The sequence below is a fragment of the Vibrio sp. B4-6 genome, from assembly GCF_963888245.1.
GTDB classification, from domain to species: domain Bacteria; phylum Pseudomonadota; class Gammaproteobacteria; order Enterobacterales; family Vibrionaceae; genus Vibrio; species Vibrio anguillarum.
On sequence record NZ_CAWPIM010000011.1, the window covers coordinates 517,862 to 538,518 of the forward strand.

General features: G+C 45.4%; 21 protein-coding genes, 1 other RNA gene and 1 pseudogene. 12 read left to right on the forward strand and 11 right to left on the reverse strand.

All coding sequences use genetic code 11. From position 1 onward, the window contains the following. Window position 1: 1 nt before the first annotated feature. From AACV20_RS05375 to AACV20_RS05385, 3 genes are all read right to left on the reverse strand, one after another. On the reverse strand, window positions 2-400 hold the full coding sequence (locus tag AACV20_RS05375) for a thiol-disulfide oxidoreductase DCC family protein (RefSeq protein ID WP_017045280.1): 399 nt from the start codon (window positions 398-400) through the stop codon (window positions 2-4). Between the two features lie 98 nt (window positions 401-498). Further along, on the reverse strand, window positions 499-2,370 hold the full coding sequence (locus AACV20_RS05380; RefSeq protein WP_170906995.1) for an MFS transporter: 1,872 nt from the start codon (window positions 2,368-2,370) through the stop codon (window positions 499-501). 9 nt (window positions 2,371-2,379) lie between these two features. Next, a complete protein-coding gene (locus AACV20_RS05385) occupies window positions 2,380-2,976 on the reverse strand; it encodes a TetR/AcrR family transcriptional regulator (RefSeq protein WP_013856438.1) in 597 nt (198 codons plus the stop codon). Window positions 2,977-3,154: 178 nt separating this feature from the next. Here AACV20_RS05385 and AACV20_RS05390 point away from each other — a divergent pair, with 178 nt between their 5' ends. Next, complete coding sequence (locus AACV20_RS05390) at window positions 3,155-4,024, forward strand: Tim44 domain-containing protein (protein WP_170906996.1); 870 nt, start codon at window positions 3,155-3,157, stop codon at window positions 4,022-4,024. A 57-nt stretch (window positions 4,025-4,081) separates the two neighbouring features. On the opposite strand, the gene AACV20_RS05395 is transcribed toward AACV20_RS05390, so the two are convergent. Further along, complete coding sequence (locus AACV20_RS05395) at window positions 4,082-5,149, reverse strand: PLP-dependent cysteine synthase family protein (protein ID WP_013856440.1); 1,068 nt, start codon at window positions 5,147-5,149, stop codon at window positions 4,082-4,084. 119 nt (window positions 5,150-5,268) lie between these two features. Between AACV20_RS05395 and AACV20_RS05400 the strand changes: the two genes are divergently transcribed. After that, window positions 5,269-5,730 (forward strand): Lrp/AsnC family transcriptional regulator, encoded by a 462-nt coding sequence (locus tag AACV20_RS05400; protein WP_010319994.1) that lies wholly within the window; start codon window positions 5,269-5,271, stop codon window positions 5,728-5,730. Between the two features lie 19 nt (window positions 5,731-5,749). On the opposite strand, the gene tesB is transcribed toward AACV20_RS05400, so the two are convergent. Further along, window positions 5,750-6,610, reverse strand: coding sequence for an acyl-CoA thioesterase II (tesB, locus tag AACV20_RS05405; RefSeq protein ID WP_017045284.1), 861 nt, complete (start codon window positions 6,608-6,610; stop codon window positions 5,750-5,752). A gap of 146 nt (window positions 6,611-6,756) precedes the next feature. Between tesB and AACV20_RS05410 the strand changes: the two genes are divergently transcribed. Then, a complete protein-coding gene (locus AACV20_RS05410) occupies window positions 6,757-7,188 on the forward strand; it encodes a YbaY family lipoprotein (RefSeq protein ID WP_026028281.1) in 432 nt (143 codons plus the stop codon). A 115-nt stretch (window positions 7,189-7,303) separates the two neighbouring features. On the opposite strand, the gene AACV20_RS05415 is transcribed toward AACV20_RS05410, so the two are convergent. Next, window positions 7,304-7,606 (reverse strand): MGMT family protein, encoded by a 303-nt coding sequence (locus AACV20_RS05415; RefSeq protein WP_010319991.1) that lies wholly within the window; start codon window positions 7,604-7,606, stop codon window positions 7,304-7,306. A 69-nt stretch (window positions 7,607-7,675) separates the two neighbouring features. Here AACV20_RS05415 and AACV20_RS05420 point away from each other — a divergent pair, with 69 nt between their 5' ends. From AACV20_RS05420 to AACV20_RS05435, 4 genes and pseudogenes are all read left to right on the forward strand, one after another. Further along, window positions 7,676-8,419 (forward strand): hypothetical protein, encoded by a 744-nt coding sequence (locus AACV20_RS05420; RefSeq protein WP_017045285.1) that lies wholly within the window; start codon window positions 7,676-7,678, stop codon window positions 8,417-8,419. A gap of 83 nt (window positions 8,420-8,502) precedes the next feature. Then, window positions 8,503-10,569 carry a GGDEF domain-containing protein gene (locus tag AACV20_RS05425; RefSeq protein WP_094123714.1) on the forward strand — a complete coding sequence of 689 codons (2,067 nt, stop codon included), beginning with the start codon at window positions 8,503-8,505 and terminating at the stop codon, window positions 10,567-10,569. A gap of 173 nt (window positions 10,570-10,742) precedes the next feature. Continuing rightward, window positions 10,743-10,839: signal recognition particle sRNA small type (gene ffs, locus AACV20_RS05430), an RNA gene on the forward strand. 119 nt (window positions 10,840-10,958) lie between these two features. Continuing rightward, window positions 10,959-11,156: pseudogene (locus tag AACV20_RS05435) on the forward strand (TnsA endonuclease N-terminal domain-containing protein); the annotation flags it as partial. A 173-nt stretch (window positions 11,157-11,329) separates the two neighbouring features. On the opposite strand, the gene AACV20_RS05440 reads toward AACV20_RS05435, so the two are convergent. Next, on the reverse strand, window positions 11,330-11,956 hold the full coding sequence (locus tag AACV20_RS05440) for a hypothetical protein (protein WP_170906997.1): 627 nt from the start codon (window positions 11,954-11,956) through the stop codon (window positions 11,330-11,332). Between the two features lie 900 nt (window positions 11,957-12,856). Between AACV20_RS05440 and AACV20_RS05445 the strand changes: the two genes are divergently transcribed. After that, on the forward strand, window positions 12,857-13,249 hold the full coding sequence (locus AACV20_RS05445) for a hypothetical protein (protein ID WP_170906998.1): 393 nt from the start codon (window positions 12,857-12,859) through the stop codon (window positions 13,247-13,249). A 306-nt stretch (window positions 13,250-13,555) separates the two neighbouring features. Further along, a complete protein-coding gene (locus AACV20_RS05450; protein WP_170906999.1) occupies window positions 13,556-13,939 on the forward strand; it encodes a Mor transcription activator family protein in 384 nt (127 codons plus the stop codon). A 108-nt stretch (window positions 13,940-14,047) separates the two neighbouring features. Here AACV20_RS05450 and AACV20_RS05455 read toward each other — a convergent pair whose 3' ends face one another. The 3 genes from AACV20_RS05455 to AACV20_RS05465 are packed head-to-tail and all read right to left on the reverse strand — an operon-like array spanning window position 14,048 to window position 15,824. Then, complete coding sequence (locus AACV20_RS05455; RefSeq protein WP_170907000.1) at window positions 14,048-14,332, reverse strand: hypothetical protein; 285 nt, start codon at window positions 14,330-14,332, stop codon at window positions 14,048-14,050. Window positions 14,333-14,352: 20 nt separating this feature from the next. Further along, a complete protein-coding gene (locus tag AACV20_RS05460) occupies window positions 14,353-15,234 on the reverse strand; it encodes a DUF2589 domain-containing protein (RefSeq protein WP_170907001.1) in 882 nt (293 codons plus the stop codon). A gap of 32 nt (window positions 15,235-15,266) precedes the next feature. Continuing rightward, window positions 15,267-15,824, reverse strand: a complete 558-nt coding sequence (locus AACV20_RS05465; RefSeq protein ID WP_170907002.1) for a DUF2589 domain-containing protein — start codon at window positions 15,822-15,824, stop codon at window positions 15,267-15,269. A gap of 141 nt (window positions 15,825-15,965) precedes the next feature. On the opposite strand from AACV20_RS05465, the gene AACV20_RS05470 reads away from it, so the two are divergent. After that, the gene (locus AACV20_RS05470) at window positions 15,966-16,733 is read left to right on the forward strand and encodes a transporter substrate-binding domain-containing protein (protein WP_170907003.1); all 768 of its coding nucleotides are present in this window, start codon (window positions 15,966-15,968) and stop codon (window positions 16,731-16,733) included. Beyond that, window positions 16,705-17,349, forward strand: a complete 645-nt coding sequence (locus AACV20_RS05475; protein WP_170907004.1) for a transglycosylase SLT domain-containing protein — start codon at window positions 16,705-16,707, stop codon at window positions 17,347-17,349. Before AACV20_RS05470 ends, AACV20_RS05475 begins: the two co-directional genes overlap by 29 nt. A 21-nt stretch (window positions 17,350-17,370) precedes the next feature. On the opposite strand, the gene AACV20_RS05480 is transcribed toward AACV20_RS05475, so the two are convergent. After that, window positions 17,371-19,035: a mechanosensitive ion channel family protein gene (locus tag AACV20_RS05480; RefSeq protein WP_170907005.1), complete on the reverse strand. Its 1,665-nt coding sequence runs from the start codon at window positions 19,033-19,035 to the stop codon at window positions 17,371-17,373. A gap of 146 nt (window positions 19,036-19,181) precedes the next feature. Here AACV20_RS05480 and AACV20_RS05485 point away from each other — a divergent pair, with 146 nt between their 5' ends. Then, window positions 19,182-20,393 carry an alpha/beta hydrolase gene (locus AACV20_RS05485; protein ID WP_170907006.1) on the forward strand — a complete coding sequence of 404 codons (1,212 nt, stop codon included), beginning with the start codon at window positions 19,182-19,184 and terminating at the stop codon, window positions 20,391-20,393. The last annotated feature ends 264 nt before the right edge of the window (window positions 20,394-20,657 follow it).

The window sequence follows — 20,657 nt, forward strand, 5'->3', positions numbered from 1 at the left end:
ATCACTCTCTGTTTTTACAAACGCCATTACGGCATTGAGCATGACTAAACCAGCGAGATATCGACATGCGATGTTTTGCAAAAAGGAGATAAATTTGGTCGCTAATCCATTTTAGGATGGGCAAGCGCGTGATGAATAACCAGCGATGTTTGTTGACTAAACGCCAAGCTAGAACGGTCACATCCAGCCCATAAAGCAGATTGCCTTGTTGGTCTAAGCCATGCAATATCGATAACGCCTTGCTTTTGTCGATAGAAGGAAAGCTACGCATAGCATCGGCGTCATTTATGTCGATAAGCTGAACCCGACCATGGTGATCGAAGGTTTTTAATGAACGCATTTCATTGCAGCACAAAGGACACTGCGCATCGAAAAAAATCACTAAAGATGGGGTACTCATGTGTATGTCATCAGCCTAACAGCCCGTTAATAACATATTTGTACGTTCACTCTTCAGTATAAGATCAAGCTAGTGTTTGGTTTGCACTCAATCCCAATCTAACGCCAATCCCCCCTGAGTTTGGCGACTTTTTGTTGCATCACTTGTGTTGTTGCCTCTTTGGGGGGGACGGGCTCGCCAGCTTCAATTTCTATATGTGACCAAAAACGAGTCGGTAGTCCACAGCAGGCGCGCCCTTTGGCACGGCTAAAATAGCTTCCCCACAACCCCTTCAATGCCATGGGGATGACAGGCACAGAGCTGCGTTTTAAAATAATATCCATCCCGCGCATGAAATCGCTGATTTCGCCATCCGCGGTTAACCGTCCCTCTGGGAAAATGCAGACGATATGCCCTTCTGCCAATGCTTGTTCTACATCGTTAAAGGCTTGGCGGATAGAACCGCGACGCGTTGCGGAAATAGGTATCACGCCTGCACGTTTCAAAAAGCGACGAAGTGGCGGCAAATTGGCATAATCCTCTTCCATCACAAAACGGATTAAGCGAGGACAAACCGCGCTCAGCAACAGTGCATCCATATAGCTAACATGATTGCACACCAGCAGTGCTCCGCCCTTTTCAGGTAAGTGATGAAGATTTTTGTGGCTGACTCGATACATGGTATGCGTGAGCATCCACATTAGAAATCGCACCAAGAAGACCGGGACTTGGTAGCATAAATAGAGTGCAACAAAGCCATTAAGCAAAGCTAATATAATGAAGAACTGAGGGATCGTAAGCTCAAGAAAACTCAAACAGATAATCCCTAATAGTGCACTCGCCACCATAAACAGTGAGTTGTAGATATTTAAAGCGGCAATGACTTGTGCGCGTTGAGTGACTTTAGCACGCTGCTGCATTAGCGCATATAAAGGCACAATGAAGATGCCACCGCAGACGCCAATCAACAATAAGAAAAGAAACATCGGCCATAGTGATTGGTAGCTGATAAATTTATAAAAATCAGTAAATTGAGGTAATTTTTCTGGCACGGAGGTTGCCATTAAATAGCCAAATAATGTAATGCCAAAACTGCCGATAGGAACGATACCGATCTCTATTCTATGATGCGATAATTTGTCACAGGTCAATGAGCCAGTGGCAATGCCAACAGAAAACAGTGCTAGCAAAAAAGAAACGGCGCTCTCTGCGCCATATAAATAGTGATGTGTGAAATTTGGAAATTGAGTTAAGTAGGCGGCACCTAAAAACCAGAACCAACTGATCGCCATTACGCATTGGAAAATAGTACGGTCTTGTTTGGCAATCGCAATGGTCTGCTTGGTTTGCTTAATGGGCTGCCAGCGAAAAACGAGATCGGGTGCGCAAGCAGGGGCTTTAGGAATATGACGGCTGGCTAAATAGCCTAACAACGCAAATAGCACCACCGCGCCAGCAGCCACGTATTTAGTGTAGGGCATCGAGGCAATGAGCCCAGCCCCCAATGTGCCTAATAAAATCGCTAAAAATGTGCCTGTTTCCACTAACGCATTGCCCGGAACCAATTCATTCGGCTTGAGTTGCTGCGGCAATAAAGCGTATTTGACTGGACCAAAAAAGGCCGATTGTGTCCCCATTAAAAACAGTAATAACAGTAAAATGGCGTAACTCTCGGTCATAAAACCGATCGCGCCAAGACACATGATGCCAATTTCAGCCAATTTCACTTTACGAATGAAAGCGGATTTTTCGTACTTGTCAGCAAGCACACCAGCAGAGGCAGAAAAAAGGAAAAAAGGAAGAATGAATAGCCCTGCAGCAAGGTTAATAAATAAATTACTGGAAACCGGTAACACGTTCGCTCCAGCAAACGCGACCAATAGCAGCAAGACATTTTTAAAGATGTTATCGTTAAATGCGCCAAAAAACTGGGTGATGAAATACGGAAGAAATCGTTGCTGAGTCAGCAATGAAGATTGAGATTGACTCATTGATGGTCCTTATCGCGCCCAGTGATTAAGATAGTTTGAGAGTAGGTTTTCAATCAGCTCTTTCCCATCGATGGGTTCGGCGGCGAAAAATTTATCATCTACGCTTAATAAGGTAATACCATGTACGCCAGACCACAGGACTCGGCTTGCTTGCAGCACTTCTTGTTGCGAGTGTTGTGGAGCAAGGATGGTCAATAAACCTTCAAGCATGGCGGTCATGTTGTCGATGCGCTCTGCTTGCCACTGGGGAAGTAGTTCACCATTCATATTATGTTCAAAAATAAGTTGCCAGCGATTGGGGTGCAACTGAGCAAAATCGTGGTAGCAATAGGCCAATTTATACAACGCTTCTTTTGGATCGCTACACTTACCCACCACTTTTTTCGCTTGTGAAGAGAGTTCATCCAAGGTTTGAGCTACCACATGCAGTAATAAAAGATTGTAACTGCCGAAGACATTGACCAAAGTGCTAGGTACGTAGCCAATCATGGTTGCGATTTTACGCAGGCTGAGCTCGTGATAAGTGTGATTTTGAAGAAAATGCTTCGCGGTCTTGAGTGTCAATGCAATCAGTTCTTCTCGGGTGTGATCGTTTCGTCTGGCCATGGTTACGTATCAATTATGAACAACGTTCGATATTCTAGTGGGGTGGTGTATAAGCGTCAACTTATGGACGGTTAATTTGCAATATTCTGATACATGTCTGCGAGAAGCAACGGTTTTCTTGTCTATCCGAAGTGGTTATGATGAGTAAGCCTCAATAATTATAACCCTAAGGAAAAACATGAAACGTTTTTTTTCCCTTGTAGCACTGCTGATGGTTGCTGTTGCGATCACACCGATAGCAGAAGCAAAGAAATTTGGCGGTGGTAAATCGTTTGGTAAAAGCTATAAAACGGCTCCAGCTCCCAAACAGCAGACTCAAAAAAATGACACCATTAAGCAAGATCAAGCAGGTAAAGCTGGTTCGACCAAAAAAGGTCTGATGGGCGGATTACTGGGTGGTTTACTCGCAGGTGGTCTACTAGCGGCTTTCTTTGGCGGCGCGTTTGAGGGTATCCAATTTATGGATATTCTGATCTTCGGCCTGATTGCTTTTGTGCTCTTTAAACTGATGCGCGGTATGCTTGGTGCGAAGCAGGGTAGCATGAATCGGCAGCAGCCTGCGTTTGGTGGCGTGAATAACCGGACGGAGTTTGAACAGCCTAACGTGCACAATTTTGAACAACAGCCTCAAGCCACGGGTGGTTTTGGAGCGAATGCACACAGCGATATCCCACATAACTATCCAGCCGATTTTGATAAGGTAGCTTTCATTAATGGTGCGCGCGAACACTACCGTATTTTGCAAGGTGCTTGGAACCATAACCAACTTGAAACTGTTGAAGAATACGTATCGGCGAGCTTGTTTGAAGATTTAAAACAAGAGCGCGCAAAGCTAAACGGTGAACAGCACACAGATGTGATGTACGTAGACGCTGAAGTCGTTCGCGCCGATTACGATGCAAGTAAAGCGCAGTTGAGTTTGCAGTTTACTGGCCGCTACCGCGATTCCGTGGAAGGCATTGAAGAAGATATTAATGATGTGTGGCATTTAGAGCGTGATTTAACCGTACCTAATGCACCTTGGTTGATTGTCGGCATTCAAGGCTAAGACTTTTCACGATGCATCCAAAACGCCCAAGTTTGTCTTGGGCGTTTTGCTAGGTCACTAAGCTAATTTAGCCGTTGTTTCAAAGGCTTCTAATTTTGAAAGATAAGGTGTTAAATCACCAATATTGCTTTTCACCCAATCGGCACAGTAATAGGTATCTAAATAACGTTCGCCGCTGTCGCATAACAGCGTCACGATGGAGCCTGTTTCACCTCGTTGTTTCATCTCACTGGCAATTTGCAAAACCCCATAAAGATTGGTGCCGGTAGAGGGGCCTGCTTTGCGGCCGAGTAGTTTTTCCAACCAATAGATCGTAGCGACACTGGCGGCATCCGCAACGGTGCGCATTTCATCGACTACGCCGGGAATAAAACTCGGTTCAACTCGTGGACGACCAATTCCTTCAATTTTGCTACCACACTGCAAGGTTAAGCTTGGGTCTCGGCTTTTGAAATAATCATGAAATACCGAGTTTTCAGGGTCGACGACGCACAGTTTGGTATTGTGTTTTTGGTAGCGAATAAAGCGGCCTATAGTTGCTGAGGTTCCGCCTGTGCCCGGGCTCATTACAATCCATGTCGGAACGGGGTGATCTTCCATTTGCATTTGGTTAAAAATACTGTCGGCAATATTGCTATTACCACGCCAGTCGGTCGCACGTTCAGCATAAGTGAACTGGTCCATATAATGGCCATTCAGTTCTTTGGCTAAGCGGTGTGATTCGGCATAAATTTGATCAGAGCGATCGACTAAATGCGCTTGGCCGCCATAAAGCTCAATCTGCTCAATTTTTTTACGTGCAGTACATTTGGGCATTACAGCAATAAAAGGCAAGCCTAGTAAACGGGCAAAATAAGCTTCTGATACCGCAGTACTGCCCGATGAAGATTCAATGATAGTAGTTTCAGGGCCAACCCAGCCGTTACAGATGGCATACAGAAAAAGAGAACGGGCTAGGCGGTGTTTGAGTGAACCCGTAGGATGCGTACTTTCATCTTTGAGATAAATATCGACCCCAGCGACACAAGGCAAATCGAGCTTGATCAGATGAGTATCGGCCGAACGTTGGTAGTCCGCTTCTATTTTTCGAATTGCGTTGTTAATCCATTGATGATCGGTGCACATGGTTCTCTCTCCATCGTTATTATGAGGGTAATTTACCCTTAATTTGAGAGAAAAGTTTTGCTATGTTGCCTGTCATTTTGTAGTTTTAGAGAAAATTATTCTCTTATTTTGGGGAAGCTATGGAGCTTGATAGAATTGATCGCATGATCCTCTCATTACTGCAACAAGACAGCACTTTGTCGCTAAATGATTTGGCTGAAGCGGTGAACTTAACCACCACACCTTGCTGGAAGCGGTTGAAAAAGCTTGAAGAATCTGGCGTGATTGCGCAGCGAGTTGCCCTGCTTGACCCAGAAAAATTAGATTTGAGTTTTACCGCGTTTGTGTTGATTAAGACCAGCGATCACTCGCACGAATGGTACAGCCATTTTGTCGTGACTGTGTCTGAGTACCCTGAGGTGATGGAGTTTTATCGAATGGCGGGTGAGTACGATTACATGATGAAAGTGTTGGTCAAAGACATGAAGTGTTTTGACCAGTTTTATAAAAAACTGGTCAATGGCGTGAAAGGGATTAATAACGTGACTTCAACCTTTGCAATGGAGTCATTGAAGTACACTACCCAATTGCCTCTGGCATAGCCTGCTCGTCCGAGTCTTTTTATTTGGTGAAGCGCATCACACCTTCTTGCACTGCTGTTGCGACTAAATCTCCTTGGCGGTTGTAAATCTCGCCACGCACTAAACCACGGGTATTGCTGGCCGTAGGGCTTTCTATTGCGTAGAGCAACCACTCATCCATTTTGAATGGGCGATGGAACCAAATCGAATGATCAATCGTCGCGACTTGAAAGTTAGGTGTCATCAAAGAGACTTTATGAGGATGCAACGCTGTGACTAAAAACCCCCAATCAGACGCGTAACCGAGCAAATATTGATGGATGAGTTGGTTATTTGGCAACTCACCATTAGCGCGTATCCACAGGTACTGTTTTGGCTCCGCTTTTTGTGGTTTTAGCGGGTTAATTACGGTCACTGGACGCATCTCAATCGCTTTTTCGCCACAAAAACCCTTTTTTATTTTTTCAGGTAATAAGTGTGCAATCTGGGCCGCCAGTTCAGATTCAGAGGCAAAATTTTCAGGACCAGGGATGTCAGGCATGGTGTTTTGATGTTCAAAACCGGGCGCTTCACCGTGATAAGAAGCAGTGAGATAGAAAATCGGCCGACCATTCTGAATGGCTTTGACTCGTCTGGTACTGAAACTGCGTCCGTCCCTTAAATTCTCAACATCATAAATGATTGGTTTTTCAGGATCTCCGGGGTAAAGAAAATAGCTATGAAATGAGTGAACAGTGCGGTCGGAATCAACCGTATAGCGAGCCGCCGAGAGTGCTTGGCCAATCACTTGCCCACCATACACTTGTGGCAGACCTAAGTTCTCGCTCTCACCTCGGTATAAACCTTCTTCTAGCTTTTCCAGTTGCAGCAAATCCAATAGTTCATTTAATGGTTTACTCATAGACCCTCACCGAGATTCTTAATGTAATTATTATCATTGTTGACTAAGTCAATATCTTGTTAATACCAAATGGACGACCATGACAGCAGATAAAACCGAACCTATAATCATCACCTATCTAACACCATAACTGAGGTTTTATCCTTATGAAAAAGGCACTGTTGCTGATTATGTCGTCTGTTTTAGGTCTAATGCTTGTGGGTTGCCAGTCAGCGCCAAAACCAACCTCTTCCGAGAGCAATATTCAATCGATCATGGGTACGGTTTCGTACCGTGAGCGTATTGCACTGCCGGATAAGGCGCTTGTCACTATCACTTTGCAAGATGTTTCATTGGCTGATGCACCCGCTAAAGTGATCGCAAAACACCGCTTTGAAACTAACGGGATGCAAGTGCCGCTTGAGTTTGACTTGGCATTCGACAACCGAAAAATTGATGCTCGCCACCGTTACAGCGTCAGTGCTCGCATCGAAGTAGATGGAAAACTGCGCTTCATTACGGATACCCATTACGCCGTGATTACTGATGATAATAACACTAAACGGGTTGATTTGCGTTTGGTTGGTGTTAAACAGTAGTAAAAACAGAAGCAATAAAATAGACGCAATACTATAAAAAACAGTAAAACAAGAAATAGTAAAACAGCCCTTTCCCGAGCTAGATAAGCGGGAAAGGCGCTTGACCGAAAGGGGCTTAGGGGCGCCACTGGTATAATCGAAGTTTTATTTTGCCATGCTCGTTCACTTCGACGCCTTCGGCGATCAATTTTTGTCGTTGACGTAATAAATCCTCTCCTTTTAGCGAAATCTCTCCTTTGCTGTTGATCACACGAAACCAAGGTAATCGGCTGTTTTTAGGTAGGTTACCTAATGCTTTTCCAACATGGCGTGCGTAGCCGGGGTATCCTGCTAAACGAGCAATTTCCCCATAGGTTGTCACTTTTCCCGCGGGAATTTGATGTATAACTGCAAAAATCTGCGCTAAAAATTGGTTCATGCTGACAATTCGTCCATACTAGCAGTGTCCTAGTTCGATAGTTACCAAGGAACGGTATAAGGAGAGGGCATGCTATTTTCTACCTTTCAATTTTTAATCACAACCTTGTTGGCTGTGGTTTGTGCAAGAGCCATAGGTTTAAGCGAAGGGGACATCCCCGTGCTGGCCATCGTGATCCCTGCGCTGTGGATTTTACCGCAAGGGGGCGTCGCGGGTGTGTTGTTATTGGCTGCAATGACCGCTTATGGTTTCACTTTATCTTATCAGCCAATCGCTCTTTCTGTCAGTGTTTGGGTGCTGCTGCCTTTGTTGACGGTGGCCTTTTCTAAACGCAGTAGCATGGGCGTTATCTTAGTGAGCACGTTGATCGTACTGACGTTGCAAGTCGGTATCATCGTTACTCAATCGGCTGGGAAATTAGGCGGTACAGGCTGGCTGACTGTTATTCAGACTCTTTCTGTTATCGTTGTTTGGTGGTCGGTTGCGCACTGGAAACCATCCAATAAGCACCGTTGGTGGGCGTTAGGGTTACTGCTACCGCTATGGATGGCCGATTTTTCGTATGCGGTGTTAGTTGCGTTAAGCATTACTGGCATTATGGCGTCGATGGAAAGTTTAACCCAATCCAAACCAGTCGCAGTGAATTGGAATGGTTTGTTATGCTGGACACTTCCAACGGTAGGCTTTGCAAGCTTAGTCGTCTCGCCCACAAGTGATGTACCAAACCCAGTATTCGTGGTTTGGATCTGTTTACTGGCTACTGCTTGGATGACTGATTATCTACTCAAGAGCACCGAAGAGAATACCGAATGACCAGAACACAACTGAATGTAGATTAGAGCATGTTGTGGGTGAAGTTGTGACTTCATTCTTATGCATATATAGAGCATTAGTATATGATGCTCACCTCTCATTACAATAATATAAACGTCATGGTTCGTGCATTTCGGCTAATAGGTCTTTTATGGCTAGCAACGGCGGCACACAGCGTCATCAGTGCTCCCATAATCAACGCTAAAACATATCGAGTAGCGACAGAAGCGGACGATGTTGTCACGCGTATTTTGTTTGATGCCATTGCTTACCAATTTCGCCTTGAGATTGACTATGTTAATTACCCCAGCTTTGATGCGATCTTGACCGCTATCGAACAAGGGGAGAGCGATTTTGCAGCCAATGTGACTTACACCGAACAGCGTGCTCAACGCTTTGATTTCTCTAGTCCTACCAATATTGAATACACCTATGCATTTAGCCACAGCAACGTACAGTTAACCGATCTGGCGAGGGTCGGGGTTCCCAAAGGAACGATTTATGGTGAGCTGATTGCCGCTTATTTTCCTCATATTATACAGATTGAGTATGATGGTGCTCGGCGTGCCAAAGAACTTTTAAGCACGGCTGAAGTCGATGTGGTCGTAGACGCGATTAATCAATTAAAGCCGATGTTGATGGCAGGGCTCGATGCGCAATTGCTTAATGACCAACTGCCTATTCAGCCGGTTGCCATTATTACGCCAAAAGGGCACAACACTTTATTACTCAACAAAATTCAAGAATATGTACACTCAGCGTCGGTACAAAAACTGCTTAGAGAATCAGTACAAAAATACCAATTTGATATCCGCAAGCAGGCGTTGCGTCAATCAGTCATCGATAGTGGCTTAAACGTGCAGCGACCGTTAAAAGTAAAATTGGAGAACATCAGCCAATTTGCTCAGTATCAGCACGATGGTAAAGTGAAAGGAATAAACGCGGACATTGTTTTTAAAGCATGTGACATTCTGTTGCTCAAATGCGAACTGGCCAGCCAGCCAGACGAAACGTGGGAGAGTATGTATGCCGATTTGGTCAATAAACGCATTGATATCCTAGTACCAGTTACCGTCTCTCAACAACGAAAATCCGACGTTTATTTTAGTGACACGTATTACCAGCCTGAAGCCGTCTTGATTAAGCGTGAAAATTACAAAGACAATGTTTACAGCAATGTGTCGGAATTAATTGTTGAGCGCATCGGCGTGATTAAAGAAGATTTCTTTGAAGAGCTGTTAGGAAAAATGCTGCCCAATAAAGTGCTACATGTTTATAAAACTCAAAATGAATTGGTCAAAGCCTTGCTCGGTAAGGAGGTCGATTACATCGTTCTAAACCGTGCCAACTTTAACCAAATATTGCGCGAAGCGGATAACTTATTGCCGTTGGAGGAAGATCTATTTATCGGCAGTTTTTACTCGTCTGAGATTGCAATGGGCTTTCCCAAAAATAGCATGGGCGCTTCGCTGGCTCCTTTATTTACTCGTGCTATTAAGATGATTGATACGCAGAAAATCATCAACACCTATGATTATCAACCGAATTGGCGAGCAACGTTAGCGGCCGAGAAAACTTTTTCACGCCACACTCAATGGCTGTTTACGTTGGTATTTGGCTTCTTGTTAGTGGTCGCTTTCTATCTACACTCACAATCTGTTACCGATAATTTAACCAAGCTGCGTAATCGCCGAGCTTTATATCGCCGTTATTCGAGAGGCTTAAACAGCGATCTAACCTTGATTTATTTAGATGTGAATAACTTTAAGCCGATAAACGATAACTATGGTCATGAAGTGGGGGATGAAGTGTTGAAAGCACTTGCCAGCCGTATCGATTCTATTTGGCGTGGTCGTAGTTACCGAATCGGGGGTGATGAGTTTATCCTGATTGGGCAATATAGTGATGAGGAGCTTGAGCCTGTGTTAATGCAGTTAGAGTCCTTTACCTACAGCGATTCTGCTCGAAATTTAAACATAAAAGTCAATGTGGCGATTGGTGTGTCGAATTACAGAGATCATTTCATGAGCCTGGAAGAAGTATTGCACCAAACTGATATTGCCATGTACCAAAGTAAGCACCACGGTAGCGGCCAACGAGATAATACAAAGCCTCTTCTCAAGATAATCAGAAGTTCAAACAAGAGCTAAAATAGTCCACCTATTTTATTGAGTAGAAGAGAAAATAGAAGATTTGCTCAAATGGTGTTCACTTAAAACAAAAAGCTTCCATCCATTGGGATTTCGGCTTGCAATCATTACTATGATGCTTGATAATCGCCGCACTCTTTGGCTAGCAAGCCAAGAAAACAAATCAATGGAGGCTCTGGTCCTCCCGCAACACTAACTTGTGAACTCGGTCAGGCCCGGAAGGGAGCAGCCGCAGCAGGCGACGTGTGTGCCGGGATGTGGCTGGGGCCTCCACCCTTTTGAAGCCTGCAATATATGTTCGCATAAATTGCAGGCTTTCTTCATATTTGCAACATAAGTTTTCATAGTCTATTTTTTTGTTGTAGGTTTACAACAAAAGTGACTTGGCTATGTTTGACCAAACTAAGAAATCATCTCACGTACACAACATCTGTAAGTTCATGAGCTTGAAGAACGATGCTGTTGTTCGCACTCTTTCCATTTTGGAATTCGATTTCTGTTTTCACCTCGAATACAACCCAAATATCAAGAGTTTTACCTCTCAACCTTTTGGCTTCCACTATCAGTTCAATAACCGCAAGTGCCGATTGTAGTGGCACAGTGAATTTGGCCACCTGATTAGAGGTGTTAAAATGCACCTCGTTGACGCATCGAGTATCGATGTAAATAAGGTGGTTGTACTGCTTAACGTAGCATTAAAATTCGTGCCTTCCATTGAAAGCCAAAGCCCGTTAACGAGCTTTAGCTTATAGCATGAAGCTTACAACTTCATTACTTTCAAGTTATGGGGCAACTCAAAACCATTCAGAATATCTTCTGAAGACGTTCCGATAGCATTCGCAATTTGTTGGACGTTGCCAAAGTCTTTATTGTAAATAACTGAGAACTCCAAACTGCCATGTTGATTGGCCAAATTTGCGAGCTTCCCTAAACAACCACTTGGAGTATTGTTTTGTGAATCACCATCACTCGGTTTATTATCGTAACCCGAGCATGGACTGTAGTTTAAATATATTTGTACGTCCTTTATGCTCTGATCATTGCACTGTTCTAAGCACTGTTCAAAGTGATGAATTAAATACTCTTCTGCGTGCCCTGGAGCATCAAATTCCATTTGAGGATCGTCTACGCTTTGTTGATAAGCTTCCAGTAACGCTCGGTCTCTTTCCTCAATACTATCGTATACACCGCCGTTTCCAAAAGTCCATAAGTCCTTGTTCTTTTTGATCAACTGTTGTAGGTGGCCTGCCACAGAATGAAACAAAAAATAGTTATTGCTGTATTTTTTGTTATCGGCGATAAAACATAAGATAGATGTTACAACTTTCCCAGTTTGCAAAGTAAGTGCCCTTTCTTGCGCTTCTTCAAAACTATTAAATTTTTCCATTGTGTGTTCCTTAAATAGTCAAGACGTTTTCCTGATTCTAGGGTGTAGCCTTTCTTTGAATTTTTTCAAAAGACTACTGAAATTATGCTGTTAGTAGTTTGTGAGGAAAGAGGGAAGAATTTCCTCATACCGAAAACAACATGATTTGATAAACCACTTAAGAGTGCCTCCCGTGAAGCCGAGGATCTGCGGGGGCATCTTCTTGGTGGTGAGCACAATAATACCGTCGCGAGCATTGCTGCTGTCTCTGAGGTGTGAAGAAAGAGACGTCGGTGAGCCTAACTGTTACACGCTGAGTTTGGTCTTAAATAAAAAGTCTGATGAACAGTTGTATTGGACAGTCGATAAACTAAAAGAGAAATACGACTTTGCAGCTTCACGCTCCAGAGTGAACTTTAGACTAAACGTTATTTGATGGGATTGATACGTTAGATATTACGTCCGGTTCTCAATTACATAGCACGTACATGAAGCTTTTCAGAACGTTTAAATGAGTAATTGTCACTCTTAAGCCATTGTGCGGTTGATGTGGGATAGGGCTGGCTTTTTAACAGCCAGAGTGAAATGTGTGTGAGTGCTCATTCGAAACTGACTGGGAGATCACACCGACCAGTCAGACGGCTTTTGTACACGAAGTTCTTATCAACCATTGACTAACCAGACCCTAAAAAGCAAATGGCAACTCTAACTGGGTATCAATATCAGGTAAGCCTGTCACAGTAGAAAAAGACAAGAGCGATAAAGACACCGAGCCTAATTAGACGGGAATATGGCGCGGAATGAGTTCCTTATTACTTTTTAGAGGAGATGGGGCGATGATAAGACGACTTATTGTGAAACTCCGTTTATCGGCTTGATTGAGTAGTAAGTGTTTTTTATCAACAACTCACAAGGTTTAGTATGACTATCAATACAATTAAAGTAAGACCGACAGTGACGAATGGCGAAATGGTGTTTAATCCAAACAGTATCGTCGAACCGTCTTCTTGTGCGCTTCGCCATGCAGTCGATCAAATTAAGGGCTACTTGCTTGGAGATGTCAATGAAGTCGCAGATGCGCTAAATACCCTTTACGAACAGCTGAAATCGGAAGCTCCTGAGGAGAAGCAAGACGGTGAACTGGTATTTGTTCTCTCATATGATCGTAACAACCCAATGTTTAATGGGCCAAGCCTTACTTATGCTTCAGGAGAGGTCAAAGAAGATCAGTGTCCAGAAGGCGTGAAGTTCATAGACGACGGCCATGGCGGGCTCCACGGTGTGAACATCGCCTTCCGTAATATCCTGGCGTAACCTTCCACGTCCCCCAAAGGCGGCACATGCCGCCTTTTTTTGCCCTCATAACCAATACCAGGACTGATTTTATTGGGACTATATCTCCTTGTCCGTGTCAAGTCACACCCTTACAAAATACGTCACTGCCTGATAAAGAATCTGTCGGGTCTGCTATTAATAGAAATGTCGTGATAAGTAGACGATAATGTGATGTGAATATCGCTCTAAGCTTATGATTTTTAATTACTAAGGAGTTTTTTCCTTATAGTTCTCAGCCCTAAATCTTGCTTCTATTCACTTAGACTAGGTAATAAGGATAAGAGAATGAAAAGTTCAAACGAAACACAAACTTCAACACTGAATAGTATCGATACTACCATTATGCCAAAGCAGGTTCAGGAACTGATCGAGCTCCTCGGCGTCAATGAAGCCTATCAGTTTATTTGTCAGTTCGGAGGGCAGATAAAGTATATCGCCAAAAGCCCACAGCGAACGAGCTTAAAAACGGCGGTAAAACCTGAAAATCTGGCCGTCTTATGCGCCCACTTTGGCGGGATCACGCTAGAGGTGCCTAAACGTGAGCACTTTGACCGACAGATACGCAATTTGCAGATCAAACAGGACAGTGGAGACGGGGCGTCACGCTCAGAATTAGCGCTAAAGTATAATCTAAGCATCCGCCACATCGGCAATATCAAAAACAAGTAACCCGTGGGGTAAAGGGCTCAGTATTGAGCGGTCGCTTTGCCACATAACGGACACGATAAATAAAAAATCCCCGCCGGTAGGTGGGGATAAAATCATAATAAATAAGCCTTATTGTGGCAAACTGGTTGGCTTTCTCTTAAAACCAATATGATAGGCCACTTGTTGGGACACAACGGTATTCTCACCAAACTTGATCACTGTGAATCCAGTATCTTTACCGATCAGTGTCCCTTTCGGGCTGGCATTGAGACATTGATTCAGTTTGTCGATTTGCCGCTTCATAAACCCCTCATCGTCGGGGTTGTTTGGGTTGTAACGCCCGACAACGATTCGTTCTATGTGGCGAACTTCCGCCAGATCCAGAGTGTCCGTGGTACCGCTGTGTTTGACCATGACTTATTTCCTTATTGTGATTACTTGTTTACCGCCGCTTGAAGGGCGTTGAGCTTGGTTTTCAGCTCGATTTCTGCTTTGCCTTGCGCGACTTTCTTATCTGCCACGTCCTGTTCGGCAGATCCTAATGATTGATTGGTCGCCGGTGCTTGGTTGTTACCCGTAGAAGGTGTTTGTGGCGAGGCCGAAGAGGCCTTAGCCTGTTCCAACACCATGTAGGCTAACTCAAGATCGGAATTGGCTTGTTCCAGGTCTTTACGTGCCTTGATCACCTCTTTCGATGCGTTGTCAATCGCTTGATCTTTCAATAGGGCTTGATTTGGACCATTGACTGATTTAGGCGCCACCGAATCTTGGATGATATCCAGAACACGAGACAGACCCTCCGGTGTACCAGCCTGCGAGGCGTGCACCTGCACATGGTATTTCGCCGAGTTGTCGCTCGAACGGGTGTTTTCTTTGTGTGACGCTACGCTACCGGATACATTTGCCGTGACACTGAAAGGTCCCCAGCCAAGCTTCGCCTTGGCCGAAAACTCCCCTTTGGTATCTTGGGTTTCTTTCGATGATTCGGCTGACTTCACTTCCATATCGAAGGTGATGTCCACTTCGTCAACCATCAGGCTGGGAATATTGACAATTGACAAAACTGGCACTTCAAGACCAATGTCTTCTTTATCGATGATGTCGTTACCCAGACCATCTTTCCCTGTCACCACATAGCGGGTGTATGAGAAGTCGGCGGTACGGGTTTTATCCCCTTCAAATCCGACGTTGCGGATAAAGTTGACGGTGGATTGTGCCAACATTACTTGGGCATCACAGGCTGCCTTGAGTGGAGTACCAATCAAACTTTCCATTGGAAGGCCTGAAAATTGGTTTTGCATGCTTTCTAAAGCCATACTGATTTCCTCTTTGTTTTAAGATTGAGGCGTTATACCTCGGGGTATGCTGCCGCAGAGGTTGCCTCTGCAGGCGGCGTATCGGAACCGTCTTCACCGACCAAGGTGGGTGTGATTTGAGAATTGTATTTATCGATTACTTTCATCACGCATTCCGGTGCGTCACTGGCTTTAAATTTCACTTTAAAGTCAATGATGTCTTTATCCCGTCCTGATTGCTCGCGTTGTCTTGGGGCGATGTCTACAAGCAGTTGAGGACAGTTTTGCTGTAACCCTTCTTCCAGTTGAGTGCTGTCGACCCCGGTGACTCTGACTGAAAAATCCACTTCCAATTCATCAAGATACAGACCTTTAGCGTCGGTGACAGCGATGAGTGGCATGTTGATCTCATGCTCTTTATCGAGCATCAACTTGACGACTTTTGGGGTGTACACATCGTCTTTCTGGTCGTAGTCGAAGTACTGTTTAATCAGATTCTGATAATGAGACAGGCTCATATCACTGGCGCAGTTGGCGACGTAATTCAGACCGCGGACGATGCCGTCTAGGTGTTGCGGTGAAATGGGTTTGTTTTTGTTAAAAATCCTCATGTGATCTCAGCCCTATTGTGTTGACGATGGTTCTAGAATAGTGGCTACCCTCTGCACAAAGCAGCCGGAATTGTTTCCCCAATCCAGGAATAAGCGCAGTTCGATAAAGTGAAAGTCAAACTGTGACGTGAGGAATAGAGGATGAGAAACAAGTATTGGTTGAGCTTATTGTTTGCCGGTATGGGCTGGGTAATTTGGGTGGCGTATCCGATCTTGCTTGAACCAGACGTGATCTACTACACGGACGAAAACGGATCTGACCAATCTGCTTATCAACGAATCAAAAAGTCGGGCGTACTTAGGGTGGCGACACGACTCAATGGAGTGGGGTGTTTTTATAAACGGGGCAAACTCAGAGGGTTGGAATGCGAGATACTCAAAATCTACGCGGAAGAGATGGGGTTGCACTTACAGGTGGTGTATGAAAACGATCTGAATGGATTGTTTTATGCGCTGATTAACCGCAAGGTAGATCTGGTTGCGGCAGATCTGACCCCCACTTTAGAACGCGCACAATTTGTCGTGTTTTCAGCACCTATCATGCAAACGCGAGAAGTGCTAATACAGCGTCAGGATAATCGTGTTAATAGCCTAAGTGAACTGAAACATAAAACGGTGTCGGCGAGTAAAGGGTCGGTATACGAAGATGAACTGGACTCCTTAAGCACGGTAATTGAGGTGTTTACCCAACTCTTGCCTGCCCGGCTTTCCACTCTGGAAATCATTAAAGGGGTGGCGGATGGAGAATGGTCTTACACGATTGCCGATGAGCATATCGCCCGAAGCCCAAACGCACAGTATCCTTCGTTGGCCTCACCGATTGTGTTTGGTCATCCACGGGATATTGCATTTGCATTAAACCTGCATTCCGAAGCCCTGGTTGCATCAATCAATCAATCAATGGCTTGAGTCATCACGGGCACAGGCGATCATCACTGCTTATCAGTCCCAGCAGATCGATCTTAGGCCAAAAGACGGCCAGACAATCAGCCCGTGGGATCACTATTTTCAAAAATACTCCGAGCCGCCGTTCAACTGGTTATGGTTAGCGGCTCAGGCGTACACTGAATCTGCATTCAAAGCGGATGCCCGCTCACCTGCTGGGGCAAAAGGAGTCATGCAACTGATGCGTGAAACCGCGACCGATATGCAGGTATTGAATGTGTTTGATCCGGCGGAAAATATTGAGGGTGGGGTCAAATACAATCTTTGGCTGTATCAGCACTATTGGAAAGATTTGCCACCTGAAGAAGCCTTGGCTTTTACTTTTGCGTCCTACAACGCAGGGATCGGACACGTGCTTGATGCGCAGCGCATTGCCCGCCATGACGGTGGTGACCCTTATAAGTGGTTCGGTAGTGTGGAGAACTACATCGTTAGATTGGAACAACAACAGGTTTACACTAAGCCGTATGTCAAATATGGGTATTGTCGGGGGAGTGAAACGCGTGATTATGTGCAGCGAATTTTTAATCGCTATACGCATTACAAACAGGCGATGAATAGTCACCCTGAGGGGGTATGATCCGCCTCAGGGTGTCGGATGTTAACTGGCGTTTTTCAGGTACAAGGTTTGGGTCGGGTAAGCGAAGTCAATACCATGCTCAGCCATGATTGCAGCCATATCGAACAGCAAGGTCTGCTGAGTATTGAGAAACGCACTTCTGTCGAGCGCATAGACATAAGCGTGAATGTCAATCTCTAAGGCGCAGTCCGCAAAGCGGGTAAAGTTGACCCTTAGTGGCTGTTGCGCAACGTTGGGGTGATGCTCCAGATAGCGCCTCAATGCTTCAATTACCTGATCTAACGCCTCCATTCTGGTCTGATAACTGGCGGATAAGGTGGTACGAAAATGAAACTTATCTCGACGACTGTAGTTGGTCAGTTTCATGCGCACCAAGCTGCCATTGGCGATGGTGATAAGAGTGCGATCTAAGGCTCGAACCTTGGTCGAACGAATACCGATAGACTCGACTGTCCCTGCCACGTCTTCAAACTCACAGTAATCCCCCACCTGAATCGCCTTATCCAGATACAAGATCACGCCGCCAATGAAGTTCTCCATCGTCGGTCGGATTGCCAAGGCGATGGCCATGCCGCCCAAGCTCAGGCTGGTGACGATACCGTAAACGGGTATACCAATGCGTGTGGCACCGTAACTGACCACTGTTATGGCGGCGACAAAGCTAACAATAGTACTAAGGACTTTGACCATGCTTTGCTCAAGAGAGTCTTGAACCCCAAGACTCGCCAAGGTGTTCACCAGACGAAATGCCCCCTGGTAGACAGCCAATGCGAGCAACGGCCAGATAAGCAGCTCACATATCAAGGTGAGTTGATGCATCAACTCACCACCGATATTGATCTGGGAGGCTAGCAACCACTGATAAACCTTGATGCTGGCCGCCAGACCGATCGCGCCGATGACCTCTTTCTTTAGCCATTGCCTGTAGCGCCCTATCCAATACACGAGACTGAGAGCCGCAGCGGTCAGGACCACAAAAAATAGCCATTGCCACACCGCCTGCTCACCGTAGAGCACAAACAGAGGTTCAGGCAGGGATGACAGATAGTAGAACCATTCTGGCGGAACTAACGTGCCTGGGCTCGACTCAAAAAACTGATACAAATCCATTGCTGAAGGATCGGTCGCTGGCAGGTGCGACACCTGCTTATAGTACTGTCTCAGGTCATCGATGCTGCCCGGAGCGATTTGATAGTCTCCGAGAGCGTTTTTCACGAGCGAGATTTGCGTTGCTGGAATGCGCCAGCGGGTGGGGAGTGGTTCGCTCTGGCGTTCGGGGGCTCCGGGGATTTGAGTGAGGTCGACTGGAGGAGCCCGTTTGAGAATTTCATGCAGCAGCAGTACTGACTCTAACCCGATCCGCTCGCGAGATGCACTGGGATAATTAGTTAGGTTAAAACAGCTCTGAGCTCGCTCGACCAGTGTCTCTATCTTGCGTTCATGCTCGGGGCTAAACGAGTCGGTGCGACTCGGCCCGCTCTTAAGCATGGCTTGCAGCAGGTCGCTGGCCTCATCGGTAAGCAAAAGAAAACTGGTGAGGGTGGAATATGGACTGCGAGTATCCGCTGGAGCCAGTGGAAAGCTTGAGTGAGGCGCAACAGGGTCATCGTCCGCCGACGCGTGGGCAGGGAACAAGCCAATCAGCAGGTAAAGTATGAGTAAGGACAGAGATGGGTGATTTATCATTGGTGATCTCCATAGGTGAAAAGCATTACGCTAGGTAGGAAAGGTGAAGGAAGGCAGCGGTAGTCGTTTCCCTAGGATTCAGTTCCAAAAGGTATTCCAGTGGCAGGTTTGATGAGATTAGCCCATCAAACAAATAAGGAATAACCATGACTGTAGAGCGAAAACTGGGAACGTGGTTGGTATTACTGGCGTTAACCGGATGCCTAGAGCAGCAAAACTACCACCCGAATGATTGCAAAGAGACGGAGTGCCATCGTAGTTCTCTGTATCATGAATCTGGTCACGCCCCGTATACATTGGGCTATATAGAAATGGATGATCAGGGTATGTTCTGGGACCGGGCACAGTTTGAACTGATTAAGCGTCATGCTAAACAAACGAGTCGGGACAAAGATTTGTTGATTTACGTCTATGTGCATGGCTGGCAACATAATGCCAGCTATGCCGATTCAAATGTGGCAAACTTTAAACAGCAATTGGCAAAGATGAGTCAGGCATTGGATAACAATCGTTGGAGCTTGTTAGGGATCTATGTGGGTTGGCGCGGGCGTTCTGTGGATATTCCTATCCTAGAACACACGACATTCTGGGATCGACAAAGTGCTGCAAAACGGGTGGCTGACGGCAGCTTAATTGAACTGTTTTCTTATCTAAATGCTCTTAAAAAGCAAAGCATTACCGATACTAAGCTGGTAACGTTAGGACACAGTTTTGGAGGAGCAATCGTGTTCACTGCACTCAATAAGCTGTTTTCACAGCAGTTGGTGGACTCAAGCAATGTGGATAAGGCGACCAAAGGGATCGGGGATCTGACTATTTTGATTAACCCCGCGTTTGATGCTCTTAAGTACGCACATTTCCATGATATGAAAGATCGCTACAATCATTTTCTAGCCGGTCAAAAACCCACTCTGGCCATTTTTACCTCCCAAAATGATTGGGCTACGAAGTATGCATTTCCTATGGGCAATACCCTGACGCGGAGCTTTGAATCGACCCGCTATATGAAAACTCAGATTGGCAAAGAATCGGTGTTAGTCAACCAGAACAGTGCTGCGCGAATGGCCATTGGTCATTTTAAGCCCTATATTAGCCACGAGCTTGTTGTGTCCCCTAATACTGCCGGTATGAGGAAAAGTCGCGGTGATATGGCGTTATACGCACGCAGACAGTGGGAACAGGGGATGCGAACCATCCATTTCAGTGAAGCAGAGCTGATCAGCCGATATGAAGGTGTGACTCGAACGCCTTACCTTGTTGTGAGCGTTGAGCCTGAGTTGATACCCAATCACAATGATTTCAGCGGTCGAGAATTTGAGGGTTTTTTACACGAATTTATCATGATGTCGGTGTTTTGAATTCGTTTTAGGTCCCGAACTCACAGAGTGGAATTCTAATTAAGCTAGACTAGCGATTGGCCGAACGTTGGCTCTGTTAAGGCTTTATACAAGAAGACGTTCGCTATTCGCTGAAAGGCAATGTTTCTCTGAGACTGACTGGTCTAGCGGTATCACCAGATGACCCTAGGTTCCTGAATAAAGTAGCGGAACCGACAATGTAACGAAACTCAGACGTTAGGCTGAGTGGGAACGGAATCGCGAGAGGATGTTCCTCCTGAGAAC

Bases quoted from the DNA above. Each gene is read 5' to 3' on its own strand.
- AACV20_RS05375 (WP_017045280.1), bottom strand. From the start codon at position 400: ATGAGTACCCCATCTTTAGTGATTTTTTTCGATGCGCAGTGTCCTTTG.
- AACV20_RS05380 (WP_170906995.1), bottom strand. From the start codon at position 2,370: ATGAGTCAATCTCAATCTTCATTGCTGACTCAGCAACGATTTCTTCCG.
- AACV20_RS05385 (WP_013856438.1), bottom strand. From the start codon at position 2,976: ATGGCCAGACGAAACGATCACACCCGAGAAGAACTGATTGCATTGACA.
- AACV20_RS05390 (WP_170906996.1), top strand. From the start codon at position 3,155: ATGAAACGTTTTTTTTCCCTTGTAGCACTGCTGATGGTTGCTGTTGCG.
- AACV20_RS05395 (WP_013856440.1), bottom strand. From the start codon at position 5,149: ATGTGCACCGATCATCAATGGATTAACAACGCAATTCGAAAAATAGAA.
- AACV20_RS05400 (WP_010319994.1), top strand. From the start codon at position 5,269: ATGGAGCTTGATAGAATTGATCGCATGATCCTCTCATTACTGCAACAA.
- tesB (WP_017045284.1), bottom strand. From the start codon at position 6,610: ATGAGTAAACCATTAAATGAACTATTGGATTTGCTGCAACTGGAAAAG.
- AACV20_RS05410 (WP_026028281.1), top strand. From the start codon at position 6,757: ATGAAAAAGGCACTGTTGCTGATTATGTCGTCTGTTTTAGGTCTAATG.
- AACV20_RS05415 (WP_010319991.1), bottom strand. From the start codon at position 7,606: ATGAACCAATTTTTAGCGCAGATTTTTGCAGTTATACATCAAATTCCC.
- AACV20_RS05420 (WP_017045285.1), top strand. From the start codon at position 7,676: ATGCTATTTTCTACCTTTCAATTTTTAATCACAACCTTGTTGGCTGTG.
- AACV20_RS05425 (WP_094123714.1), top strand. From the start codon at position 8,503: ATGATGCTCACCTCTCATTACAATAATATAAACGTCATGGTTCGTGCA.
- AACV20_RS05440 (WP_170906997.1), bottom strand. From the start codon at position 11,956: ATGGAAAAATTTAATAGTTTTGAAGAAGCGCAAGAAAGGGCACTTACT.
- AACV20_RS05445 (WP_170906998.1), top strand. From the start codon at position 12,857: ATGACTATCAATACAATTAAAGTAAGACCGACAGTGACGAATGGCGAA.
- AACV20_RS05450 (WP_170906999.1), top strand. From the start codon at position 13,556: ATGAAAAGTTCAAACGAAACACAAACTTCAACACTGAATAGTATCGAT.
- AACV20_RS05455 (WP_170907000.1), bottom strand. From the start codon at position 14,332: ATGGTCAAACACAGCGGTACCACGGACACTCTGGATCTGGCGGAAGTT.
- AACV20_RS05460 (WP_170907001.1), bottom strand. From the start codon at position 15,234: ATGGCTTTAGAAAGCATGCAAAACCAATTTTCAGGCCTTCCAATGGAA.
- AACV20_RS05465 (WP_170907002.1), bottom strand. From the start codon at position 15,824: ATGAGGATTTTTAACAAAAACAAACCCATTTCACCGCAACACCTAGAC.
- AACV20_RS05470 (WP_170907003.1), top strand. From the start codon at position 15,966: ATGAGAAACAAGTATTGGTTGAGCTTATTGTTTGCCGGTATGGGCTGG.
- AACV20_RS05480 (WP_170907005.1), bottom strand. From the start codon at position 19,035: ATGATAAATCACCCATCTCTGTCCTTACTCATACTTTACCTGCTGATT.
- AACV20_RS05485 (WP_170907006.1), top strand. From the start codon at position 19,182: ATGACTGTAGAGCGAAAACTGGGAACGTGGTTGGTATTACTGGCGTTA.